At 59.9% G+C, this 22891-nt stretch carries 22 protein-coding genes and 2 pseudogenes; 17 read left to right on the top strand and 7 right to left on the bottom strand.

Translation table 11 applies throughout. The features are described 5' to 3' along the window. The first annotated feature begins 413 nt into the window (after positions 1-413). Together N5096_RS01350 and N5096_RS01355 are read left to right on the top strand one after the other, a co-directional pair. Positions 414-1310 (top strand): hypothetical protein, encoded by an 897-nt coding sequence (locus N5096_RS01350; protein WP_267662547.1) that lies wholly within the window; start codon positions 414-416, stop codon positions 1308-1310. A gap of 4061 nt (positions 1311-5371) precedes the next feature. Beyond that, a complete protein-coding gene (locus N5096_RS01355) occupies positions 5372-6043 on the top strand; it encodes an HNH endonuclease family protein (RefSeq protein ID WP_267662548.1) in 672 nt (223 codons plus the stop codon). A gap of 15 nt (positions 6044-6058) precedes the next feature. On the opposite strand, the gene N5096_RS01360 is transcribed toward N5096_RS01355, so the two are convergent. Next, a complete protein-coding gene (locus tag N5096_RS01360) occupies positions 6059-6328 on the bottom strand; it encodes an AbrB/MazE/SpoVT family DNA-binding domain-containing protein (RefSeq protein ID WP_267662549.1) in 270 nt (89 codons plus the stop codon). A 77-nt stretch (positions 6329-6405) separates the two neighbouring features. Between N5096_RS01360 and N5096_RS16460 the strand changes: the two are divergent. From N5096_RS16460 to N5096_RS01380, 5 genes and pseudogenes are all read left to right on the top strand, one after another. Further along, a pseudogene (locus N5096_RS16460) lies at positions 6406-6575 on the top strand (sugar phosphate nucleotidyltransferase); the annotation flags it as partial. Positions 6576-6884: 309 nt separating this feature from the next. Continuing rightward, entirely contained in the window at positions 6885-8081 is a 1197-nt protein-coding gene (locus N5096_RS01365) for an orc1/cdc6 family replication initiation protein (protein ID WP_267662550.1), read from the top strand. Between the two features lie 429 nt (positions 8082-8510). Further along, a complete protein-coding gene (locus tag N5096_RS01370) occupies positions 8511-9101 on the top strand; it encodes a DUF7342 family protein (protein ID WP_267662551.1) in 591 nt (196 codons plus the stop codon). A 3-nt stretch (positions 9102-9104) separates the two neighbouring features. Next, the gene (locus N5096_RS01375; protein ID WP_379789776.1) at positions 9105-9587 is read left to right on the top strand and encodes a toxin-antitoxin system TumE family protein; all 483 of its coding nucleotides are present in this window, start codon (positions 9105-9107) and stop codon (positions 9585-9587) included. Between the two features lie 283 nt (positions 9588-9870). Continuing rightward, positions 9871-11250 (top strand): ATP-binding protein, encoded by a 1380-nt coding sequence (locus tag N5096_RS01380; protein ID WP_267662553.1) that lies wholly within the window; start codon positions 9871-9873, stop codon positions 11248-11250. Between the two features lie 41 nt (positions 11251-11291). On the opposite strand, the gene N5096_RS01385 is transcribed toward N5096_RS01380, so the two are convergent. From N5096_RS01385 to N5096_RS01395, 3 genes are read right to left on the bottom strand one after another with little or no spacing between them, the layout of a single operon-like run. After that, on the bottom strand, positions 11292-12365 hold the full coding sequence (locus N5096_RS01385) for an RNA ligase family protein (protein WP_267662554.1): 1074 nt from the start codon (positions 12363-12365) through the stop codon (positions 11292-11294). A 27-nt stretch (positions 12366-12392) separates the two neighbouring features. Continuing rightward, a complete protein-coding gene (locus N5096_RS01390) occupies positions 12393-12662 on the bottom strand; it encodes a hypothetical protein (RefSeq protein ID WP_267662555.1) in 270 nt (89 codons plus the stop codon). A gap of 15 nt (positions 12663-12677) precedes the next feature. Next, positions 12678-12929 carry a hypothetical protein gene (locus tag N5096_RS01395; RefSeq protein ID WP_267662556.1) on the bottom strand — a complete coding sequence of 84 codons (252 nt, stop codon included), beginning with the start codon at positions 12927-12929 and terminating at the stop codon, positions 12678-12680. Between the two features lie 413 nt (positions 12930-13342). Here N5096_RS01395 and N5096_RS01400 point away from each other — a divergent pair, with 413 nt between their 5' ends. The 7 genes from N5096_RS01400 (at position 13343) to N5096_RS01430 (ending at position 18010) form a co-directional block, all read left to right on the top strand. Continuing rightward, positions 13343-13876, top strand: a complete 534-nt coding sequence (locus N5096_RS01400) for a DUF7342 family protein (protein WP_267662557.1) — start codon at positions 13343-13345, stop codon at positions 13874-13876. 8 nt (positions 13877-13884) lie between these two features. After that, entirely contained in the window at positions 13885-14319 is a 435-nt protein-coding gene (locus N5096_RS01405; protein ID WP_267662558.1) for a toxin-antitoxin system TumE family protein, read from the top strand. 86 nt (positions 14320-14405) lie between these two features. After that, positions 14406-15236, top strand: coding sequence for an IS5 family transposase (locus N5096_RS01410; RefSeq protein ID WP_267662559.1), 831 nt, complete (start codon positions 14406-14408; stop codon positions 15234-15236). Positions 15237-15406: 170 nt separating this feature from the next. After that, entirely contained in the window at positions 15407-16231 is an 825-nt protein-coding gene (locus N5096_RS01415; RefSeq protein WP_267662560.1) for an SWIM zinc finger family protein, read from the top strand. 69 nt (positions 16232-16300) lie between these two features. Next, entirely contained in the window at positions 16301-16576 is a 276-nt protein-coding gene (locus tag N5096_RS01420) for a hypothetical protein (protein WP_267662561.1), read from the top strand. Next, on the top strand, positions 16573-17016 hold the full coding sequence (locus tag N5096_RS01425) for a type II toxin-antitoxin system VapC family toxin (protein WP_267662562.1): 444 nt from the start codon (positions 16573-16575) through the stop codon (positions 17014-17016). The genes N5096_RS01420 and N5096_RS01425 overlap by 4 nt, the downstream gene beginning before the upstream one ends. An 82-nt stretch (positions 17017-17098) precedes the next feature. Then, complete coding sequence (locus N5096_RS01430) at positions 17099-18010, top strand: NAD-dependent epimerase/dehydratase family protein (protein WP_267662563.1); 912 nt, start codon at positions 17099-17101, stop codon at positions 18008-18010. A 1-nt stretch (position 18011) separates the two neighbouring features. Here the strand turns inward: N5096_RS01430 and N5096_RS01435 are convergent, their stop codons facing one another. Together N5096_RS01435 and N5096_RS01440 are read right to left on the bottom strand one after the other, a co-directional pair. Next, positions 18012-18338 carry a DUF5615 family PIN-like protein gene (locus N5096_RS01435; RefSeq protein WP_267662564.1) on the bottom strand — a complete coding sequence of 109 codons (327 nt, stop codon included), beginning with the start codon at positions 18336-18338 and terminating at the stop codon, positions 18012-18014. Continuing rightward, entirely contained in the window at positions 18338-18613 is a 276-nt protein-coding gene (locus tag N5096_RS01440) for a DUF433 domain-containing protein (RefSeq protein ID WP_267662565.1), read from the bottom strand. The genes N5096_RS01435 and N5096_RS01440 overlap by 1 nt, the downstream gene beginning before the upstream one ends. 166 nt (positions 18614-18779) lie before the next feature. On the opposite strand from N5096_RS01440, the pseudogene N5096_RS01445 reads away from it, so the two are divergent. Both N5096_RS01445 and N5096_RS01450 read left to right on the top strand, forming a co-directional pair. Further along, positions 18780-18944, top strand: a pseudogene (locus tag N5096_RS01445) (NAD-dependent epimerase/dehydratase family protein); the annotation flags it as partial. Positions 18945-19064: 120 nt separating this feature from the next. After that, positions 19065-20327: a saccharopine dehydrogenase family protein gene (locus tag N5096_RS01450; RefSeq protein ID WP_267662566.1), complete on the top strand. Its 1263-nt coding sequence runs from the start codon at positions 19065-19067 to the stop codon at positions 20325-20327. A 92-nt stretch (positions 20328-20419) separates the two neighbouring features. On the opposite strand, the gene N5096_RS01455 is transcribed toward N5096_RS01450, so the two are convergent. Next, positions 20420-21391 carry a phosphoadenosine phosphosulfate reductase family protein gene (locus tag N5096_RS01455; protein ID WP_267662567.1) on the bottom strand — a complete coding sequence of 324 codons (972 nt, stop codon included), beginning with the start codon at positions 21389-21391 and terminating at the stop codon, positions 20420-20422. Between the two features lie 126 nt (positions 21392-21517). On the opposite strand from N5096_RS01455, the gene N5096_RS01460 reads away from it, so the two are divergent. After that, the gene (locus N5096_RS01460) at positions 21518-22864 is read left to right on the top strand and encodes an alkaline phosphatase family protein (RefSeq protein WP_267662568.1); all 1347 of its coding nucleotides are present in this window, start codon (positions 21518-21520) and stop codon (positions 22862-22864) included. Positions 22865-22891: the final 27 nt, after the last annotated feature.

Consider the following 22891-nt stretch of genomic DNA (forward strand, 5'->3'; position numbering starts at 1 on the left):
CGGGTTAATCTGGCGGAATATTACAGTAAGAGCGTCCGAGACCGTCGTCACTAGGCGGTAAAACAAGGCAACCGACGTTCAATTCGGTCGAACCGATCAACGTCGACACCCCCGCAGAGTTCGGATACGGCGAGGGCCGTGACGACGCTGCCACCGAGACAACCGTCGAAAACGAGGGCGGCCCTGCCCATGATGCGCTCGGTCAGTTCTCCCGGCGCGTCTTCACTGAAGGTGGCGACGACATTGAAGAGGTCGAACAGACGACTGAGAATCTCCCAGACAATCGTCTCACCACATTAAACGGGACCATCGACACACTCGGCATCGAAGCCGATTCAGAAATCGCTCCTGTCGAGGTGGAAAGCAAAAATGCCACCAAAGCGGCGAATACCCTCCGGAACGCTGAACGAGGGATGGCTGCCGACCGGCACGTCATCTTCGTGTATAACCAATCTGACGTTGAGCGTGGGTACAATCACCTCGATGAGCCGTACAAAAAACGGCTCGAAGACAGAGTATCCCTCTACAACGGGACCGATCGCGCAACAGCCATCGATGGCCGGCCCCTCGTCCGCCGTGGCGACGGCGCCACTACCTACCATCTCAAATCGCAGACGCTCATCGCAAGCGATGATCAGGGTGAACTTACGCGGGGGCCAGCCCCCGACGACGTTGGAACCTTCGACTGGCCGATCATCGGCGAGAGCGACTCGATGGCGACCGAGGACGCACCGTCGAACCGGTGTGGCTACTACCGGAAGACCGACGACGGTGACCATCGTGTCGAAACAGCCGACGGCGACGCGATCGCAACGTACAGCGAAAAACAGGCATTTCTCGCCGACTGGACGTGGATTCGTGAACCGCACGTCCCGGTGGCACCGAGTTACCTGAACCACGTGACCATCACGTACCGCGACGAGGAGACGAATCAGCTCCACGTGTACGATCCATCCCCAGAGTGGGAGACGCACGATCGGACGGACTCGCAGGAGGCTGGTGTCCTCGCTTTCCATGACCGCCTCATCGTCGAGCGGAATGGCCCAGAGTTGACCTACGAGGAACTTGACGACACGTTTAGCTCGTGGTTTGAGGGCCAGTCGCAGTTTGACGCCCCGGTGCGGTCGGTGCTTGGCGGGTATCTCCCCGATCCGTTCAAAGACGCGAAAACGGGCGGGACAGGCAACGACTATCGCTACTTCGATGGGTACGACTGGCTGTTTGCCCCTGGGATCGACTCGCCCCATCAAGCAGGACCGCCCGCTGATTACGATCCGGACGATACGGAAGCACAATCCGAGACTGAGTAACAGAGCTTCGCCGCGTGAAGCACGACCACCGTTGCGGAGTCGACTTTCGACCCACGGAGGAACCGACATCCCATTTTTCGACCGCACTGTGAATTCCACACCAACCGAGACCAATAACATCATTAACGCCCATTATGTACAATACAGACCACACGTGGCAAGCGCTCGAGATTGTCCGCGATCCGCGAGCGTCGCGGCCCCGCCACGCCACAGCACTCCAGACAACGCTCGCCACGATCGTCCATAACGCGATTTGGACGTACGATTGTGGACCAGTCACCTACCTCTCGCTCCCCGGCGTTACTCGCCAGCGGACGCTGCTGCGGGCCGGCACACCCCCCGACCGGTCACCACCGCCACTCGCGGAGGTCGACACGAGCGACATCGCACCCGGGACACAGACCCTTGCGGCGCTTGCCGATCAGCATACCGCTGGTGACATCGGGCTTGCAATTGCCGATGTCGAAACGGCCCCAATTGGCCAAACGAGCGCGTACACCCAACGGCTACTCGCAGCAGACGCGAGCGCACCCGACTCATTCTCGACAACCCCAGCAGCGCTGGCGCCAGTCCTCGACAGCGTCAGCAGCCAGCCGCATGCGTTCAGTGTCGTCGCCGAGCGTGGCTCAGACGATCAGATCGAACTAGCGATTCGACTCGGTGAGTTTCCACCAGCTCGCCAGATTTACTCTCGAAAACGGCTGGCCCAGACAGAGCCCGGATCGCTCAGCAACGTGATTGACGCCCCCGGTCTCCTCACTAATTGGGACCTCCCAGCCCGAGCCGGGTGGACGCAACGGCACGAAGATCGACTCGCAACTGACCGCCCACTACTGCGACAGCGCCGTCACTCTCGGTTCACTGACACCCCGACGAAGCAAGCACTTGCCCAGACTGCGTCATTCCACGAGTACGCCCAACTGTGGCCCCGGGTACCCGCAGATCCCCTCGAACAAGTGTACACCAAGTGTGGGGTTACCGGGCGATTGACAGCGACAACGAGCCAGCTTCCAGCCGTCTATCCCGTTGTAGGCCGGCTTTACCCGACATCCGTCTGGGAGCAGGTGGATGGGCGCGCTCCCATCCGGATAACCCCCGTCACAACGATTGCGGTCCCACACGGGATGCGCATCGCAGAGACCGATCCGACCGCCCATGCAACGCGATCAACACCAGTGTCAGAGACAACATCGACGTTCGAACAGGCGGTGCGACGGTGGTGTCTCGAACATGGTGAAACGATCGCGTCGGTAGAAACGGCCCCGCCAGGCGGCGCGTTTCTCCGAACTGCAGCCGATGGCACCCGGACGCTCGCGTATCTTGCGACGACGGAGTCGCTTGCTCCGGGACGACTCCTTGCCGCCGTGTGGTGGGCATACCACGAATCAACTGTCGCAGGCGTGAGCGTCTTTGCCCCGTCACAGGCCCGCGCGACGGCAGCGGCGAGGATCATCGGCCGGCCATTCAAACCGGCCAGTCCGGACGCGTTGACCGAGCTATATCGCCAGCCAACGGCGCTCTCAAGGGGGGAAACGGTTGCAGTCCGTCCACTCGAACTCCCACCAGAACGATGGCACCTGACCCCGGACAACGACCTTCGCTGTGTGATCGATGGGACGGTTGTTGCACGGGGATCGCTGACGGCGCCGCTTGAGACGTTTCTCAAGCAGGTGACCCGCGTGACTCCAACCGACAAACACATCACCCTCACGTACCCTGACGGCTCAACACGGACCTATGAGAGCCGCGACGCGGTCCAGGACGTTGCGGCCCCACTCCGCGCTCCGGCCCGGCCCGTCCACCTCGCTATGGGGCGTGAATCAGCCAGTGTCTTCGCACAGGACGGACCGAATTTTACCGGGGTGCGATATCCGCCGACCGCCCGTGCGCTCTCGAACCGTGATCGGCAGGCCATCGCTACCGCGTTTTGGGAGACGTACACTGTTCCAGACACAACCAGCACCCTACAGCGGCAGACGATACGACCAGAGATTGTCTCGTACGCTCGTCACCAAACTGACCGGCCGGCTCGGCCGCCGGGATGGGTTCAGCTTCGTGATCAATATGGTGACACGTCCTCGGTGCCTCCGTCCAACTTATCGATCAGCATCGAAGGCCGAAGGCTCCGATATACACCACCTGCTCGCGACGATTGCGAGTAGATGTATCAGTTTTAGAATGTTCTTTCGTGTTGGCGGGACTGCCGTTGATACCGATCCTTCTAGAGGGCTGGCCGACAAAATAAAGGCACATATCGGTTCCGGTCTAATATATTAGTATCTTGGTGGATAGAGGTTAGTAAGTAAGAGATTGGTAGGCTGTTGCAGCGGTGGCGACGCAAATAAGAAGCATGATTGTCGGTTGTCTACGAGTGAGAGGGGGTACAATATGGGTGAGATGGACGGAGGGGGTATCAACGGGAGATCGACATCCCGTCAGCCAATTAGTGGGGTCAATTTCCGACTGATAAGAAGAATAAGCCCCTCCAACGGAATCATACTGAGACCTAACCAGTTGCGGCACGCCAGGGCGGAGCCACGAACATGACTTCCTCAGAGAGATCCCCAACAGAAGGTGGATACTTATTATTGGGTACGTGATGATTCTCCGTATTATTTGGTGTTTTCTCAGTCTCCGATCGGAGGCCCTCCGATCTGAATCGCTTGGTCCGTCCAGCGAGAGCGATCATATCTATCTGATTTTCTATGTATGATGAGTTGCCTGGTCATCGGTGTCGATCGATCTGTAACCGGTGTCTGAGAGGTACCGAAGCGCATTCGTCTTTAGTTAAGAGCAAAATCGCGGTACAGCGACGGGATTAGTTAGCAGAGAGCAGTCTTCTATTCGCCTAAGGCGGTGCCGATATTAACACAGTCAATTTGCGATTTCGGATAACGCTCTAAGAAGTTCGTGCACCGAGTGCACGGACTTCTCTACGAGTCAGATCGTTTCCGATTGCGGATAACCAGCTCTCGGGTCTTTTCTATTCTCTCTTCGTCATTCTGCAAATATGCTGTGAGGATCGCTTCAACGACCTCGGAGCGGCTTGCTCCGAGATCTGAGCATTCATCCACGAGTGTATCGAGCTCTTCGACGAGTTCAGTTCGTACGGAGACACCCATTTTGGTTCGAGCCATAATATTAGACGCTCTTAGAAACACGTGCACCAAGTGCACGGTAAGCTTATCGGCTTATCGCAATTCAGATCAAAATATTATCATAATAAATCTCAGCCGCTACTTGCACAGCAAAGTAATCGTGCTGCTGTCTTACGATTCCTTAACTAAAGACGAATGGTACCGAAGCGCGCCGTGTCGGATAGCGACTTCTTTCTGATCGAACGGGTGGTCGTCGGTCTCGCCTCCGCGCTGGACAGTGTCCCTGTACTCACACAGTCGGGGCTTTTTTGATCTGATCTTGTTCTTCTTATCAGCCGTATCTATACCCCTCTAACCGGCCCCCGTACGCGGGTTTGTCGTGATATCCCCTATCTCTTGATGGACTTCATCTAACTGGGGATCTAACTCTCTGACTAGTCGATTATCTTTCGAGAGTAGATCGGAAAGTGGTCAATAAGCCCGCTACACTGCTGTGAGCATGGGTAGTAGCCAACCTCATGTGTCTCCTTCAGAGAGATTTCTGCTTGTTCTCCCCGTAAACCTCTGGGTTGATGGCTTCGTCACAACCCGGTCCGGTGAGTGGGATTGTTATCTCGTATTCAATCGGCCACAGATAGTGTGAAGCACCCCATCATTGAGATTTAGCCTACTATCTGCATATCCGTGGATATCCCGTATTTTGAGATCGGTCCAGCCGATCTGTTTGTATCCCTCGCTAGGAGTGAGAGGGCGAAAGAGAGGGGAAGCAAAGCCTCCCGTTCGTCCGCTCAGTGCAATTATGAGTTGGAACACCCAGCAAGTCACGCCTCAAATCGACAGCGAGCCCTCTGTATCGTTTCGCTTGTCGATTCCGGGCGTGCCATGGACACCTGAATCGACATCAACCAACGCGACCGGTACCGTGTGGAGCTCAGATCTGAACGGCTCACTATCTCGATCACGATGACAGACGAATTCCGACAAGCAGTGTATGATGCATGGGGTCGTGAGTGCTTGATCTGCGGGCGGTCGCCGGAAGGTTGGCTCCAAGCGGCTGTCGGCGGTGGGCACCAGGACAAACTCTCGTTACACCACCTCAACGGCGACGATACAGACGATCGAGTCGCGAACGCCATCCCGCTGTGTCAGAGTTGTCATGTCCACATCCACCGGGTAGACGAGCCGCCGTACCGGCAGTGGCACCGCCAGCTCCCAATCGCGGATCGGCATGCGTGGAACGCCCACCGGGAAGAATACGCCGAGACACCACAGCTAACGGCAAAAGAAGCTTCGTGGCGGTACGGAGACGACGACGGCACCCCGCGGAGTACGTCGTATCTCCGGTACGAACGAGACGTCACTGACTCCGATGACGGGTTCAATACGGAGGCAATCTGGAGTGACGGCGGCCACCGTGAACAGCCAGCAGATATCCAGGAAGCCACCATCGAGTACACACTCGAAGACTCCGGACGCTACCGAATACGGTTCGTTGAACGTCACGACGGCCCCGGGTGGTGGCGTGTCGTCGATAAATGGACCGACAGTGTCTGGCACCCCGTCGACCGTAAACCGATCGCTGATGTCGACGTCATCCTCGAGTACGGCGCTAACGATGGCAAGCGATCGAACTGAACAGTAGGATAGTCATCAGTTGGTCTCCGAGAAGACGGGATCGTCCTCGTGACCTGCGAGGTCATGGGTTTCAGACCCACCGCCCTCCATCGAGACTGGATCGAAGTCGTCGAACGCGCCGTACCGCTGCTTGACGATTTCCACAGAGAGGTTCCCTTTTTCATCAGCGTTCCACCGGAGTTTGTCGCCCGGCTCGATGTCGAGCCGTCGACGGAGGTCCGCTGGGATCGTGACCATCCCTCGATCGCTGACCTTGGTTTCTGTGGGAGTTTCTTCAGTTGCCATACTCAGCGGTATACGTTCACGCACAATACATATTGCGCCGCATGTGGATGTTTGGAGAACGGTCAGACCTCGCTCCCATGCAAGCAGTCGTCCTCGCCGCGAGCAAGAGTACGCGCCTCCAGCCCTCACGGAAGACAAGCCGAGGGTGCTCGTCGAAGGTATCGGAACGTCCCTGATAGAGGATATCTTCGAGAGCCTGATCGACTCGGAAGCCACCGAACTCATCGTCGTCGGCTACGAGGTCGAGTAGAGTATGGAACTTACAAGGCTAAAACCCCGCCTTCAGGGCGGAGAGGATGCCAATTCGTCTGTTTCCGTGTTAGTAACCGAGAGTCGGAGCATGTCGGGCAGACACCCCTCATTTCGTCTGTTCTCGCAGTAGAGCGATGGGCGCTCCATGGGTAGCTATCGACCACACCCCTCATTTCGTCTGTTCTGTATCACATAGTTCGGGTACTGATCCTCCCGCCGGCTGCAACGAGAAAACAGACGAAACATAGTAAACAGACGAACGTTACTTTTAAGTTAGTAAGTAGTGTTACTCAAAATATCAACGATGTCTAAAGATCTCTTTGCGGAGATGACTGAGACGCTCTTTGAGGACAAAGCCATTCTCTCGGAGGAGTATCGTCCGGACGTTATCGTCGAACGAGACGACGAAATCGATGCGTATCGATCGGCGCTCAAAGACGTACTTTTCGGCCGGAATCCCGCGAACGTGTTTATTTATGGAAAAACTGGTGTCGGAAAGACGGCCGTCACGGAGTACATGATGAACGCTCTCCAGACGGAAGTACAACGACGGGACGAAGCCGAAGAACTCCACGTTCATTTCCGGAACTGTAACGACGACAGCGTCTACAGAACGGTTCGATCGCTCATAAATAGCATCCGTGAGGACGACGGAGAGACGTTTCCGGAAACCGGCCTCTCGACATCGCATGCCCTCGAAACGTTATACGAAGAAATGGAGACACGTGGCGGTACATTTCTGTTCATTCTTGACGAAATCGACCACCTTTCTGACCCTGATACACTACTGTACGAGCTCCCGCGCGCCCGAGCAAACGGTCATCTTGACGCTTCCCGAGTCGGCGTGATCGGGATCAGCAACAACTACACGTTCCGTTCGTCACTGAGCCCGAAAGTCAAAGACACGCTGATGGAGAAGGAACTGGCCTTTTCGCCGTACGACGCAGATGAACTCCAGTCGATTCTCACCGCTAGAGCTGAGAAGGCACTTGTTGATGGAGCATGTGAAGACTCCGCTATTAAGCTCGCAGCCGCGAAGGCCGCGAAAGATACCGGAAGCGCACGGCAGGCGATTGACCTCCTCCGCGAGGGCGGCGATGTCGCCGAAGAACAGGGAGCGACGGCGATCACCGACGACCATATCGAGGTAGCTGCCGCACGCGTTCAGCGAGGTCGTGTCCAAGACAAGCTGCGCGACCAGACCATGCACGGGCAGCTCATCTTAGAGTCGCTCGCACGGATCGAAGTGAATGGGGATGTTCCTGCACGGTCAAAAGAAATTCAGGCGGCGTACGAACGCGTCGCACGAAACTGGGGTCACGATCCACTAACCACGTTAAAAAGTATCCAGAACCATCTCGCGGATCTCACGATGCTCGGGTTTCTCGAACGGACCGAACAGAACGAGGGACGCGCAGGTGGTGTTCACTACCGATACGAACTCGCGTTGGATCCCGACATTATCTTGGAGACGCGCGAGTCGATCGAGAATCAGCCGTAGCCGTTTAAAACTGAAGAACAGACGAAACGAGGGGTGTGGTTCGAGTGAGACGGAGCCACCACTCACTGTAGAGACCAGAACAGACGAAATGAGGGGTGTCCGAGACCTCGAGACCGCTGTCGATCGGCGGTGGAGTGTCGTATTCTTTGAAAATAAAGTACTCTCTCACTCTTGGGTGACACGTTGTCCAAAGCCGAGAAACACTCCACCTTTGCAAGTGAAGTCAATTCTTCGGGCCCACTCGTCCCAGTTTCACCTGCGAAACTGGTGTGTGTCTAGCTTGTTCTTCCCATGCTGACCGAATTCGATCGAAGCATATCACACGAGTTCTATACGGGAGAACAGACGAAATGAGGGGTGTCCGAGAGCTACTAAAAGAATATAAAACTGCACCAAAATACTATTTTCCTCTATTTTGTATGTACCTGCATGAACGACCGACGCCCACCAGAGGAGTTTACAGATGTTAATGAGGCGGTCGGAGCGGAATGGGAGTCCGAAACGACGCCCTACGAGCGCATTCGACACGTCATTAGACGTAGGTACAGCCCGGTGTCAGCTGATGCGGTCGCTGACGATGCACGGACCGCTCCGAAGACCGCCCGAAAACACCTGAACACACTCGCGGACGAGGGATTCGTCGAGACGACACCCGGCGAGCACGGCAGCACGCTCTATCGTCGCTCACCCGAATCACTCGTCGTCCAACAGGCTGCCGATATCCTTGCGCATGTCTCGACTGATGAACTGGCCACACGTATCCAGGAGATGCGCGAGCAGCTCACCGAGTATCAGGCTGAGTTCGATGTCGATTCCCCTGAGGAGTTAGCCGTCAACCAAACGAACCAGGCTCTCGCCGAGTCTGGGTCGCAACCGGACGAGGTTGATCCAGAGCGGATTCGTGAGTGGAAGACGCTCCGTCGGAATCTCGCATTCGCGAACGCTGCCCTCTCGATCGGCAACGCCGAGCAGTTCGTCGACGGTGACCGTCGTTCGACTGACGAGAACGTCCCGGCCTGAGCGATGGAAGGCCCTCCAGATCAAGCGGAATCCCATACGCTTCGCGGAGCGACGGATCGGCCGGCACTCCTAACGATTCGCGACGTTGTAGAGGAAATGGAGCCGCTTGCGACAGCCGAACTCGATAACTACCTCCATCCGTCTGTCCTCGAAGTTGTGCTTGACGACGGGCTCTGTGCGGCCGAGGAGGCTCGGATTGACATCCAGTGGACGACACGGGCTGACTACAAATTTCACTACACGGACACGGAAGGCGTGAATTTCCGGTGGGGAAAGCATCCACATGCTGGAGACTACATCGACGTCAGTGGGCTCGAACACTATCACCCGCCGCCGACTGCGAGCTCAGATCCAGACGAGGTCGAAGAGTCCCGTATCAGACAATCTCTCGAAGCGTTGGTCACTCGCGCAGTCCTCAAACTCTGGCGGGTCGCCTACCACACGGATTCGTATGCGCCGCTCAATGCTGGCCGCAACCCACCGTGAACTCTTTTAGGGAGCATCCGGTCGTCTGGTTCACTCAGCCTCTAGCCCCCGTTCACACCCGAAGTCGTAGTCGCAGTCACGAGCGTCAATATATGCGCTGTTGCCCGTCCGATCGGGGACTTGACATCCTCCCCGCGCTGAAGCGCGAGGCTTTCTCCTCGATTCTCGGTAACCGGTAGCACTGCCGACCCTGTTCACAGTGTCCTAAAAAAGAAATCGTGAATTCAGAAATCGCAATTTCAAAAATCGTGAGTTCTATTTATGAGGAGATGGAACCGGGTGTATGGAGCACTTTGTTGATCGAGAGACTGAATTCAATCAACTCACGGACTGTTATCAATCTGAGACAGCCGACTTCGTCGTGATCTATGGACGACGCCGTCTAGGAAAGAGCGAACTCGTTCGTCAGTCTATTGCCGATCGGGACGACGCCGTCTACTATCAGGCTGTCGAGTCTACAGCAGAAAATCAGCTTGAACAGTTCGTGGAGACAGCGAGTGCACAGTTCCCTTCGTTGCGGAACGTCCGTCGCGACTGGGAAGCACTTTTCGAAGCACTCGGCGAGCAAGATGCCGTCGTCGTCATTGATGAATTCCCCTTCCTTATCGAAGAAGACGAGTCGCTTCCGTCCCGGCTACAACGAGCGTGGGATCTGAAATTACAGGAGACCGGGATGACGCTCGTGCTTGTCGGGTCCTCGATTAGCGTCATGGAAGACAAGGTACTGTCGGGGAGTGCACCACTGTATGGCCGGCGGACAGCAACTATCGATCTCAAACCTCTCTCAGTAGGTGACGCACGGGAGTTCTTCCCTGACTACGATGCTGAAACTGCAATTACAGCGTGGGCAATCTACGGTGGCACACCGTACTACCTCCAAACAATCGACCCTGGCCAAGAAGTCAGTCAGAACGTCCAAGAGTCAATCCTGTCGGAGCGTGGACTCTTGTATTCTGAACCGGAATTTCTCCTCCGAACTGAACTCCGTCAGCCGAACACGTACTACAGTATTCTCCGGGCACTTGCCCATGGCCGTCGGACGCCGAACGAGATCGCGGGGATGGCTGGCGTCGAGTCAGCCTCACTCAGTACGTATCTCCAGAAACTTCGCCGCCTACGCCTCGTTGAACGCCACATCCCAGTGACCGAGTCAGCAACCGCGTCGAAGCGCGGCCGCTATCGAATCTCAGCCCCGTTGTTCAGGTTTTGGTTCCGGTTCGTCTACGGCAACCAAGATCAGCTCCGCATACTCGGCGAGAAAGCCTACGAGGAGCTTGTTGCGTCTGAGCTAGCGGATTACGTAAGCCCGCTATTCGAACGACTCTGTCAACGAATGCTCCCCACTCTCGTCGATCGACAGTTCCGTGACGTCGGGCAATGGTGGTTTAAAGAACACGAACTGGATGTGCTCGGACTGACAACTGATGGCCTTGTTGCTGGAGAGTGTAAGTTCACGTCAAATCCCGTTGGTGAGGGGGTATTGGCTACTCTTGAGCAGACCGCCACAGAAGTACAATGGTCACAGGCCCCCACCGATGGGAAGCGCCTGTACGTGCTGTTCAGCCGAAGCGGATACACAGATGATCTCCGGCAAACTGCGAACACACGAACTGATGTTCGCCTCTTCGACCTCGACGATCTTTTGATCGCTCCTCACGCCTGAGCGGGATGGCCGAATACCTCAGGGGTCCACCTCAAGGCGGTTCACGAGAGGTGCCGCCAGATTGTCGTCGGATCGGCATCATTCAGTTCTGCGTTCGTCTCCATCTTCCGGAGTTCTGTGACACACCGCTTGGCGACGAGTGGGTAGACATTTGCGGGCGTGAACTCGAACTCGAGTCGCATGATCTCTCGCCAGTGTTCGGCCCAGATATCCTCAACAACGCGAGGATACAGGTCTTCCACGAGGTGAAGCCCGAACTCACGGTTCTCTTCGATGACGAGTGACCGAACCGTCTTGCGAATCCGGGCAGACGTACAGTACATCGCGACGAACTGTTCGGCGCCCATCTCCGCGTCGTCCGGATCACGACCGAACTGCTCGCGATTCAACTCCTCGAACGCGTCGCGGACCACTTTCACGCGGCGGTCCTGGCTGTCACTACGGATGACGACACCCTCCGCACGGAGATCGTCGGCAAGCGACGAACGCGGAATGGCGTAGTTCTCCGGATCCAGCTCAGTCATCTCGTCAAGGATCGTCGCAGGAACGAACGCTCGATCAGGCGACACACTCTCGATTCGGATCCGATCGAAGACACGCCAGGCCGCCTCTGTCGAGAGGAATCCCTCGAAGGTTTCAGCGTATGGACTTCCCGGTGGCGTCATCGAGTCGATGGCTGCGTACGGAAGGACATCGAAGCCGACGAGAGCGGGGAGGTCGCGTTCGGTGTATCCGTAGTCCAGCGTCGAGTACACCAAGTTCTCTGCGTACACGATGAGCGGCCCATCGTGTTCGTCGTGGACCCGACGGAGTGCGTTCGCGTCGATCCCATCACGGAGACACCGGACGGCTCGGTGAAGAGCCCCATCGATTTCCTCGAGATCGTCGCGATGACTCCCCATGATGGAGCGCCGCGTCCCGAAGACCAGACTTCCGTCTCCGTCGGCGGCGTCCACGACGGGATCGGGATACGACGACGCGTGACGCTCGTCATAGAGCGTGAAGCGGAACGAACTCCCGTCGAACTTCTCTAGGACGACCAAATCCTCGGCGTCGAAAAATGACTCGGGGACGACAGGATGATCGTATCGTGGAATTTTGGGATACACTTTCATTGGCTACTGGCAGAGTCCTGTGAGCGGTCAGGTGTCGCCGTTCGGTGTCCACTCAACTCCCTCCCACGTTCGAACGGCGTCGCCGACGACCGTCCGAAACTCATCGAGAGGCAGAGTACGGACATGAGAGGGCATCGGGCCATAGTCGTCCCACTCCGTCGCATAGCGGACGACTCTCGATCGGAGACGGCCGTCTGCCGAGTCCGGATCGTACGTTTCGAAGATGTGGTGAACGCCGAGTACGAGTACGGCTCTACGTTCGTCGTGGCGGTAGATTGTGTTCTCGGTGAGGTGCATGTGCGTTTGATGTGATCATTCGAGTTCCACATCCGGCCGATCGATACCATCTTCGAGATCGGCGAGATCGCGTTCAAGTCGATCGATATGCGTTTCGAGGTCGTCGACGCTCATCAGGGCGAGACGAAGGAACGCCTCGTCTCGGTCTGGCATCAACGGGAGGCGACTCTCCGATGATGGCAGGTCGCCCGATTGTCGTGTACGCTTACGGACGAGTTCTTCGCGAGCGCTTCGCAGTTCTCGACGGAGGAGTTCGTCGTCGTTCATGGGTAGACACACACCGGAGTACAGCCCGCTACGGCCCCGGAAGGGCGGTCGCACGGACCGTCTCACCGAGTGTGTGGCTTTCCGACCAGCGCTCGGAAGTTCATGTTAGCTAGCACCGAGAGCCACGGTAAATGCTTTCTGTGGTTCACACCGCATGTGTCATCCAATTCGATTCCCAATCAGCCATCCAACATGTCACAGTAAGAGTATAACTTCCAGACATGTCGAATGGCTCGGACTCCCGCAATAGGGTGGAATCCACCGTCAACGACAGCTATGGAACGACGATCGCGGTAGAGGTTCATCATGCGCTCGATAGCGTGCTTGAGCCGAGAGATACAGTTCGATGGGTCACTAATCGGGAAACTATTCTGTGAAGAAAGAATTATATCTGTCGTCTTGCAAGAACACGTATGTCCGACATAGCGTCCACGGACGGTCCCCCCGCTTTCGATGATCCGTTTAGCGGGGACGACGTCGAACAGCGTATCTACGGAACTATCCTCCAGATCCGGGACCCAACAACGGCAAGCGCTATCGCCGAGCAGGTAGAGTGTGACCCCAAAACTGCCCGAAAATACCTCCGCTGGTTCGCGGATCTCGGCATCGTCACACGCCATAACGGTCATCCGACCACCTATGAACGCAACGACGCGTACTTCCAGTGGCGACGCATCAACCAGCTCGCCGCAGACCACTCCGTCGAAGAACTACAGGCGCACGTCCGCGAGTTGACGACACGAATTTCGGACTACGAGGACGCGTACGACGCCGCAACACCGGCTGCGGTTGACGCCGTGGCCATGGCTGAGGCGAGTGACGAACGGACGATCGACGCCGTGTACAGTGACTTCGCCGACTGGGCAACCGCACGGGAAGCACGTGGGCGCTACGAACGTGCTCGCCAACAACGTGCCAGTGCCGACGGCGAACAAGCCTCCGGGTAGCTCGCTCGATGGTACCGCCAACAGGCGATGGGGGGAGCCCTGCCCCCATCGATCGCCCGATCCTTGAGTTCCTCCAGACGCGTCTCCGGGCGACAGAACAAGTCGAACAGGCGACTATCACGAACGGCAGTGGCCACCTCGAACTGCAGGTCTCACTCGCACTGCGATACTATCCAGCGACCGTCAGCGAGGCGATTTTGACTGTTCGCTGGTACACGAATGACGACTTCAAAATTCAGTATCGTGAAATACATCCTGAGAACGCCTGGGAGTGCCGGTGGGACCGTCACCCGAATTCCCACAACACACGAACTCACTTCCATCCCCCGCCCGATGCTTCGACGCCCGGAAACGATGCCTCCTGGCCGACCGACTATCGCGACGTGATCTCGCTTGTCCTCGATGAGATTGAAGAACGGATCGCGGCTCTCTGGAATAAATGATTACTGTCGAGACTGCTCTGTTGAATCCGCAGAAGGCGACGGGATAGCGTCGCTCTGAAGGTGAAAGCGAAGCGGAAGAGCCGAATGTGACTAACCTACTCTTCCGCTTCGTTAAGCAAGCCGCGTCGCTGGCTCAAAAGCGCTGTGCCGCCAGTCCAACGGCGGTAAGTGATCCGACTGGCCACGGATTTCCCGGCTGGAAGCATGTGACGCTGCACTTTTTGCGGGTTCACATGGATGCGACGTACCGCGAAATCGTGGACTGGGCGAGTGAAATGGATCGAGTTCGTGGTCTGTTACAGCTGTCGCGGACGGCATTTCCCGCACCCTCAACGCTGTACCGGTCGTTTGAGAGGGTGCCCATGTCCATATGGCGTGGCTTCCTTCGTGAGTCCGCGAACATCTGCGATCCGGGCTCGCACGGTGCCATCGATGCCACATTCTTCGACCGCGAAACGGCATCGAGACACTACCAACACCGCTCGGATCGCCACATACGCACGCTCAAAACGACGGCACTCGTCGATACGGACTCGTGTGCCATTCTCGATCTTCACTGCTCGGCACACTGGCCTCACGACACGCAAACCGGCCGTCGAGTCGCACTTCGTAACACCGAGAAAATCGAGAGTCTCGCCGGTGACAAAGGCTATGACGACCAATCTCTCCGGGACGACCTCCGATCAGAGGACGTCCGGCCCCTGCTGCGTCATCGGTTGTTCGCTGCGTACGATCACGCGCACAACGCACGGTTGGACAGCGGGCTATACGGCCAGCGCTGGATGGCCGAGACCGCCTTTTCGGCCATCAAGCGTCGATTCGGCCCCGCTGTCCAACCTCGCGCATGGTACCGCGAGTTCCGCGAACTCGTGTTGACCGCCGCAGTCTACAACCTCGAACAAGCACTCAAACAGTGACCCCGACGCCGTCATCGGATTCAACAAAGCAGTCGAGACTAACGCCAGTGTAGTGCAGAGAAAACAGCCAGTCGCCGAAGAGGACGTAACAAAGACGACACTGACCGTGGTGGCTGCTGCCGATCCAAGCGCAGATTTTTCGGAGTACCGACGAAAGGCTTCGTCCATCCATGGACGTGACAGAGGACGGGGTCCAAGACATCTGCACGAACGCGGTCTTCGAGCGCGGCGAGAGCTACCTCTCCGAGAACCGTATCCGCGAGATCCACCGCGTCGACAGCATCGTAAGCGCTGTCGTGAGCGGCAGTCGCCAGTACGACGTTCACGTCGACCTCGCGGCCGACGGGTTCGACCCGTGGTGCGATTGTCCGTACGACGGACCGGGAGCGTGCAAGCACGTCGTCGCCGTGCTGCTTCAGTGTCTCGACGAGGTCCCGGCGGACGAAGGCGACCGGCTCGACGCCGCACTCAACGCCGCCGACGCGGACGATCTACGAGCGTTCCTGCGCGACACGCTGGCGACCGACGCCGCCCTCCGCGAGCAGTTTTTCGCCCGGTTCGGCGAATCCTCGACGCGCTCTGTCGACGAGCTACGCGCCGCCATCGACCGGCGGTTCGAGGAGACGAACCCGGAGTACTACGTCGTCTTCGAGCCGATCGACTTTTCGGAGTGGTTCGACCTCGCGACCGAGTACCGCGAGCAGGGTCGGAACGCGTCGGCCGCCGCGGTCTACCGGGCACTCGCCGAGTCGCTCGACGACAACATGGAGCGCGTCGACGGCGCGTACGACAACTTCTCACAGGCGTTCACGCGAGCGCTCGACGGATACGTTGACTGCGCCGCGGCCGCAGACCATCAGGCCGACGGAGCCACAGACGCTGTCGACTTCCTTGAAGAACGGGTGGAGTCGGGAACGCCGTATCTCGCCGGCCAGTTCGAGCGGGCAGCGTCCGAACTGCAAGAGGAACTGACAACAGGATCGGATGGTGAGTGAATACGTTTGACGAGGTCAACGCTCGGATCAGTGGAAAAGTTAACTACGTTAGAGGAGAAACCATCGTGTATGTCGACGGCCGTGAAAATGGACGAGGAGGCGAAATCGAAACTAGAAGAGCTTCAGGCAGAAATTCGGCTGAAGACCGGGAAGAAAGTCACACAACAGGCGATTCTCACGCAGCTGATCGAATCGGCCGTCGATTCCCGGACAGAATTCGTCGACTCGTTTCGCGACGGGAAGACGAGTTTGAGCGAGACAGAGATTCAGCAGTTCAATGAGGGGACGATCGCGTCCGGCGTGGAGACGGACGAAGAGGACATCGACGACGTGCTGTACGGATGAGCATCTTCGTCGATACCGGAGTGTTTTACGCGCACCATGACACCGATGCCAGCCGACACGGGACCGCGACGGCAGCACTGAACACCGTTCTCAAATCGCCCGAGTACGGCCACGTAATGACGAGCGATTATATCTACGACGAGACGGTAACGCTGACCCAGCGACGAACGGGTGACGTTGACGCCAGGCTCGAGATCGGCCGGCGAATCCGAGGTGAGGGATACCCGTCGGCTATCGAGCTCCTCCACTCGTCCGCGTCACTTTTTGACCGTGCGGTGACGATACAGGAGGAATATGCCGAACACCGGCTGAGCTTCACCGACGCGATGAGTGTGGCCCACGTCGAACACCACGAGATCGACTCCGTGTTGAGTTTCGACGACGATTTCGACGGCATCGTCACCCGACTCGTGCCGAACACGCCCTCTTCCGGGAAGTAACAGCTGATGACCTTCAGTCGAGAGGATCTATCGGCGACGGCGAACCGAAGCCATAATCCTCCCGCCCTGACGACACATCCCCATGCAGAACAAACGCGTCCTCGTCACGGGCGGCGCGGGCTTCATCGGCTCAAACCTCGCGAACCGCCTCGCGGCCGACAACGACGTGATCGCCGTCGACGACACCTACCTCGGCACGCCCGAGAACCTCGACGACGACGTCGAGTTCGTCGAGGCGTCCGTCCTCGACGACGACTTCCCCGCCGACGTCGACGTGCTCTTTCACCTCGCCGCGCTCTCCTCGCGGAACATGCACGAGACCGACCCCCAGCGCGGCTGCCGCGTCAACGTCGAGGGGTTCGTCAACGCCGTCGAGCGCGCCCGCCAAGAGGGCTGTGAGACCGTCGTCTACGCCTCTACCTCCTCGATCTACGGCAGCCGCACCGAACCCTCCCCCGTCGACATGGACGTCGAAGCGCACACCGCCTACGAGGCCTCGAAGCTCGCCCGCGAGCGCTACGCCGAGTACTACGCCAACCACCACGAGATGAACATGGCGGGCCTGCGCTTCTTTTCCGTCTACCAGGGCTTCGGCGGCAACGAGGAACACAAAGGCGAGTACGCGAACACGGTCGCGCAGTTCGCGGACAAAATTGCCAGCGGCGAGGCGCCCGAGCTGTTCGGCGACGGCACCCAGACCCGCGACTTCACCCACGTCTCCGACGTCGCCCGCGCCTGCGAGCTCGCCGCCGACCACGAGATCACCGGCGTCTACAACGTCGGCACCGAGGAGGCGTACACGTTCAACGAGATGGTCGCGATGATCAACGACGCGCTCGGCACCGACGTCGACCCCGTGTACATCGAGTGTCCCTTCGACGGCTACGTCCACGACACGATGGCCGACTACTCGACGTTCCACGAGGCGACCGGCTGGGAGCCAGAGGTTAGCTTCGAGGAGGGCGTCGAACTGGTATGTGAGCCGTACAAGTAGATCAAATCCACCCGTCCGGGACGACCTCAACGATCTCCGTTCGGTCGGCGTACGCCTCGTCGATCCGGCGGATCGCAGTTAATACGTCACCGACAGGCGGCTGATCGAGCTGATGGAAGTACAGACAGCCACATCGATTTGAGAGTTCGAAGAAGTCATCGTCCGCGGTCAACACGACGTACCCGTTTTTGCGAGCGTACGCCGCGATGTCGGGATCGGTCGCACGCGGATCGAGCGCGTCACGAACGGTAACTGCCTGAATATCGGGCGCTTGAATGCAAGCGTCGATATAGCGGCGTGCGACGTTCTGGTCGCAGAGCAGCCGCATCACTGCGGCGCGCGACTCACGTCGGCCAGCCGGTCACGAGTCGCTACCGCTTCTTCGGCGATCGTTTCCATCTCGTCGGGGTTCGATTCGTAGTATTCGAGAGCGGCGTCAATCTCGTCGGCCGTCAGACCGAACTCCTCGGCCACGGCCGCCGTCGACCAACCGTGCTCGCGGACCAGCGATCCCATGTGGTAGACGCCGACGCGTGTCCCCTCCACTCGCGGCTTCCCACCGAGCACGTTCGGCGTCGAAACCACGGGAATGGTCACGCTCATAGCTGTACTTCTCCGTGAAGCGTCATAACGCTTTGGCGAAGGTCTCGTTCACCCGGGGTGATCTGCTCTGCATATCTATGGTCCTCCAACTGCGTGACCAAATTCGCTGAAACTCGGTGAATGTTTCTACGATCGGTGGTGGAGTCTCATCAAGTGGGTCATGTCGGTGAACAACGCGCTCGGCACCGACATCGACCCCGAGTACATCGAGTGCCACTTCGACGGCTACGTCCACGACACGATGGCCGACTACTCGACGTTCCACGGGGCGACCGGCTGGGAGCCCGAAATCGGCTTCGAGGAGGGCGTTGAGTTGGTGTGTGAGCCGTACTCCGAGGACGCTCCCGAAGAGGCGTGGCTCCCGCCCAGCGGGGAGGAGTGGATCCACCGACCGACGGGGGCTCCGCTGGACCCCACCGGTTTACCGCGTCGCCCCCGTAGCGGCACCTGAATGACCGACGCCGACCGGACACACGATATCGTGGTGTGGGGCGCGACGGGCGTCGCCGGACGCTTCGTGGCGGAGTACCTGACCGAACGGTACGCCCCGGACGAGCTCTCGCTGGCCGCCGGCGGGCGGAGCCCGGAGCGACTCGACGACGTCGTCAGCGACCTTACCGCCCGCAGCGACGCGTGGGACGACGTACCCGTCGTCGTGGGGGACGCGACCGATCCCGAGAGCCTGCGCGCTATCGCTCGGGACACCCGGGTCGTCTGCACGACCGTCGGCCCGTACACGACGTACGGGACCCCGCTGGTCGAGGCCTGCGTCGAGGCCGGCACGGACTACTGCGATCTCACCGGCGAGGTAAACTGGGTGCGCGAGATCGTCGACCGGTACCACGAGGCGGCGGTCGACGCCGACGCGCGGATCGTCCACAGCTGCGGGTTTGACTCCGTGCCCGCGGACCTCGGAACGCTCCTCGCCCAGTCGTTCGCGGCGGAGACGTTCGACGCGCCCTGTCAGACGGTCCGGATCTACCTCGAAGACGGGAGCGGGAGCGTCAGCGGCGGCACCCTCGCGAGCTTCGGCGAGCTGTTCGACGCGGCCGACGCCGACCCGCTGGCCCGGCAGACTCTCCAGAACCCCTACTCGCTGGCGCCGCCCGGCGAGCGGAGCGGCGTCGACCCCGGCGAGCAGCGACGCCCGCGGAAGGACTCCCTGCGCTCGGCGTGGACGGCGCCCTCGCCGATGGCGGCGGTGAACGAACGGGTGGTGCGACGGAGCAACGCGCTCCTCGAGTACCCGTGGGGACGCGAGTTCCGATGCACGGAGGTCGTGCCGACCGGAGACGGGCTCACCGGAGCGGTCACCGCCGGCCTCGTTGCCGGCGGGCTCGGCGCGTTCACGGCCGCCATGTCCGTCGGACCGCTGCGCTCGGCGCTCCGCGAGTACGTCTTCCCGGACCCTGGTGAGGGACCGACGAGAGCGGAGACCGAAGCCGGGCACTTCCTGATTCGCGTGCTCGGGCGGGGGATGGCTGCGGACGGCCCGTTTACCGTCGAGGTCGAGTTCGGCGCCGACCGGGACCCCGGGTACGGGGCCACCGCGCGGATGCTCGGCGAGGCGGCGACGTGTCTGGCGACCGGCGACGTTGACTCGCCGCTCGACGGCGGCGTGTTGACGCCGGCGTCGGGGATCGGACGCCCGCTCGCGGACCGGCTCCGCGACGTCGGCTTCACCGTGTCGGTCGGCGAGCCGTCCGACGACTGACGCGGAGGCTAAAGCCGAGACTGGGGCTAAGACCGGACAGGGAATCGAAACGGACTGCGAAACCGACTCGGAAGAGAGGTCCGAGGCCCGCCTTACATGTAGCCGAGGTCGCGCAGCCGCTCCATCAGGTCCTCCTTGTCCTGGGCGCGGCCGGCGCGCTCGGTCGTGCCCTCGAGGTCCTGTAACCACGCGGGCTCCTCGGTCGTCTTGTCGGTCGAGACCTCGCTGCCGAGCGAGCGGAACCCGGCGAAGTACTTCGGCGAGATGGGGACGTCTTCCTGCTCGACGCCCTCGGGCAGGTCGTCGTCGCTCTGCGGGACGTAGCCGTCGTCGGGGAAGGCGTCGACGGTGTCCGGGACGACGTAGTTCCAGAACGCTTCCCACACGTCGGCCTCGGCGAACTGCAGGATGGGCTGGATGCGGTCGTGCGGCGGGAACAGGTCGGGGTCGTGGCGCGGCGAGAAGAACGTCTCGTCGGCGCGCGCCTCCTGCTCGTCCCAACGGACCCCCGAAATGACGCCGTCGATGTCGTGGGCCTCGAGGGCGTTGTTGAGCGCGACCGTCTTCAGCAGGTGGTTCCCGACGTAGGTGTCGAGCAGGAACGGGAAGGTGTCCTCCTCGAACTCGAGGATGTCGCGGATGTGGTGCTGGTTCTGCTCGCCCAGCTCCGCGACCGGGATGTCGTCGCCCGGCTCCAGGCCGTGTTCCTCGACGTACGCGCCGACGTCGTCGTTGCGGGCGTACACGAGGTCGATATCCCACTCGTCGGCCCAGTGCTCGACGAAGTCAGTGATGTCGTCGAAGTGCTGGAAGTGGTCGATGAAGACGGCGGTCGGCTTCTCGTAGCCGTACTCCTCGGCCACCTGGTTGATGAAGTACAGCGTCAGCGTGGAGTCTTTGCCGCCCGTCCACATCACCGCGGGGTTGTCGTACTGTTCGAGGCCCTGGCGGGTGACCTCGATCGCCTTCTCGAGTTTGTGTTGCAGCGACGGGTAGTCCGCCGGATCCTCGCCCTCGCCGTCGGCGTAGTCGACGTCGACGCTCGCTGGGAAGTCGTCGGTCATACGCCGGATATGTTTCCGCCGATGGGAATAGGCCTTCTGAATCGGTGCGGTTTGCCAGGACCCACGGATAGCGGCGTCACTCGCCAGAACGCAAGGGATATGTCGGCGGCACCGGACGTTCCGCTTATGGGACTGTTCGACCGGCTGCGCGGCGACGACGACGAGCGCGTCGTCTTCCTCGGCATCGACGGCGTACCGTACGACCTCGTCCAAGACCACCCCGAGGTCTTCGAGACCCTCACCGACATCGCCGAGACCGGGTCGGCCGGACGCTTGGAGAGCATCGTGCCGCCCGAGTCGAGCGCGTGCTGGCCGAGCCTCACCACCGGCGTCAACCCCGGCGAGACGGGGGTCTACGGCTTCCAAGACCGCGAGGTCGACTCCTACGAGACGTACGTCCCGATGGGGAAACACGTGAAGGCGACGCGGCTGTGGGACCGCGTCACCGACGCGGGGCGAGACGCGACCGTCCTCAACGTCCCCGTCACCTTCCCGCCGTCGACGCGGATCCAGCGACAGGTCTCCGGCTTCCTCTCGCCCGGCCTCGACGCGGCCGCGAGCGACGACGCGGTCGAAGGCGTGCTCCGCGACCGCGACTACCGCATCGACGTGAACGCGAAGCTGGGCCACGACGACGACAAGAGCGACTTCGTCGAGAACGCCCACGCCACCCTCGACGCCCGCTACGACGTGTTCACGCACTACCTCGCCGAGGACGACTGGGGCCTCTTTTTCGGCGTCTTCATGAGCACCGACCGCGTCAACCACTTCCTGTTCGGCGACTACGCGAACGACGGGGAGTACGCCGAGGAGTTCCTCGAGTTCTACCGCACGCTCGACGGGTACATCGGCGAGATCCGCGACTCGCTCGACGACGATACGACGCTGATCGTCGCCTCCGACCACGGCTTCACCGAGCTGGAGTGGGAGGCGAACTGCAATCAGTTCCTCGCCGACGAGGGGTGGCTCTCCTACGAGGCCGACGACCCCGACTCGCTCGAGAACATCGACGACGAGACGCGGGCGTACTCGCTCATCCCCGGGCGCTTCTACCTCAACCTGGAGGGCCGCGAGCCCGAGGGAGTCGTCCCCGAGTCGGAGTACGAGGCGGTCCGCGACGAGCTCAGGAGCGACCTCGAGTCGCTCACCGGCCCCGACGGCCGGCAGGTGTGCAAGCGGATCGTGGACGGCGAGGACGCCTTCGACGGCGCCCACGACGAGATCGCGCCGGACCTCGTCGTCATCCCGGCCGACGGCTTCGACCTGAAGTCCGGCTTCGGCGGGAAGGAGGCCGTCTTCACCGAGGGCCCGCGCAACGGGATGCACAAGTTCGAGAACTCGCTTCTGTACACCACCGACCCCGCTATCGACGTCGCGGGCTCGAACCTTTTCGACGTGACCCCGACGATCCTCGACCTGCTGGACGTCGACGCCGACGCCCAGTTTGACGGCGAGAGCCTCCTCGCTGAGTAGCGCGGTCGGCGTCGTCGGCGGTCGGAA

The sequence above is a fragment of the Halorubrum yunnanense genome, from assembly GCF_026586675.1.
Taxonomy (GTDB): domain Archaea; phylum Halobacteriota; class Halobacteria; order Halobacteriales; family Haloferacaceae; genus Halorubrum; species Halorubrum yunnanense.

Bases quoted from the DNA above. Each gene is read 5' to 3' on its own strand.
- N5096_RS01450 (WP_267662566.1), top strand. From the start codon at position 19,065: ATGACCGACGCCGACCGGACACACGATATCGTGGTGTGGGGCGCGACG.
- N5096_RS01390 (WP_267662555.1), bottom strand. From the start codon at position 12,662: ATGCACCTCACCGAGAACACAATCTACCGCCACGACGAACGTAGAGCC.
- N5096_RS01405 (WP_267662558.1), top strand. From the start codon at position 13,885: ATGGTACCGCCAACAGGCGATGGGGGGAGCCCTGCCCCCATCGATCGC.
- N5096_RS01435 (WP_267662564.1), bottom strand. From the start codon at position 18,338: ATGCGGCTGCTCTGCGACCAGAACGTCGCACGCCGCTATATCGACGCT.
- N5096_RS01360 (WP_267662549.1), bottom strand. From the start codon at position 6,328: ATGGCAACTGAAGAAACTCCCACAGAAACCAAGGTCAGCGATCGAGGG.
- N5096_RS01355 (WP_267662548.1), top strand. From the start codon at position 5,372: ATGACAGACGAATTCCGACAAGCAGTGTATGATGCATGGGGTCGTGAG.
- N5096_RS01350 (WP_267662547.1), top strand. From the start codon at position 414: ATGGCTGCCGACCGGCACGTCATCTTCGTGTATAACCAATCTGACGTT.
- N5096_RS01385 (WP_267662554.1), bottom strand. From the start codon at position 12,365: ATGAAAGTGTATCCCAAAATTCCACGATACGATCATCCTGTCGTCCCC.
- N5096_RS01395 (WP_267662556.1), bottom strand. From the start codon at position 12,929: ATGAACGACGACGAACTCCTCCGTCGAGAACTGCGAAGCGCTCGCGAA.
- N5096_RS01415 (WP_267662560.1), top strand. From the start codon at position 15,407: ATGGACGTGACAGAGGACGGGGTCCAAGACATCTGCACGAACGCGGTC.
- N5096_RS01375 (WP_379789776.1), top strand. From the start codon at position 9,105: ATGGAAGGCCCTCCAGATCAAGCGGAATCCCATACGCTTCGCGGAGCG.
- N5096_RS01370 (WP_267662551.1), top strand. From the start codon at position 8,511: ATGAACGACCGACGCCCACCAGAGGAGTTTACAGATGTTAATGAGGCG.
- N5096_RS01460 (WP_267662568.1), top strand. From the start codon at position 21,518: ATGGGACTGTTCGACCGGCTGCGCGGCGACGACGACGAGCGCGTCGTC.
- N5096_RS01455 (WP_267662567.1), bottom strand. From the start codon at position 21,391: ATGACCGACGACTTCCCAGCGAGCGTCGACGTCGACTACGCCGACGGC.
- N5096_RS01430 (WP_267662563.1), top strand. From the start codon at position 17,099: ATGCAGAACAAACGCGTCCTCGTCACGGGCGGCGCGGGCTTCATCGGC.
- N5096_RS01425 (WP_267662562.1), top strand. From the start codon at position 16,573: ATGAGCATCTTCGTCGATACCGGAGTGTTTTACGCGCACCATGACACC.
- N5096_RS01440 (WP_267662565.1), bottom strand. From the start codon at position 18,613: ATGAGCGTGACCATTCCCGTGGTTTCGACGCCGAACGTGCTCGGTGGG.
- N5096_RS01420 (WP_267662561.1), top strand. From the start codon at position 16,301: ATGTCGACGGCCGTGAAAATGGACGAGGAGGCGAAATCGAAACTAGAA.
- N5096_RS01365 (WP_267662550.1), top strand. From the start codon at position 6,885: ATGTCTAAAGATCTCTTTGCGGAGATGACTGAGACGCTCTTTGAGGAC.
- N5096_RS01380 (WP_267662553.1), top strand. From the start codon at position 9,871: ATGGAGCACTTTGTTGATCGAGAGACTGAATTCAATCAACTCACGGAC.
- N5096_RS01400 (WP_267662557.1), top strand. From the start codon at position 13,343: ATGTCCGACATAGCGTCCACGGACGGTCCCCCCGCTTTCGATGATCCG.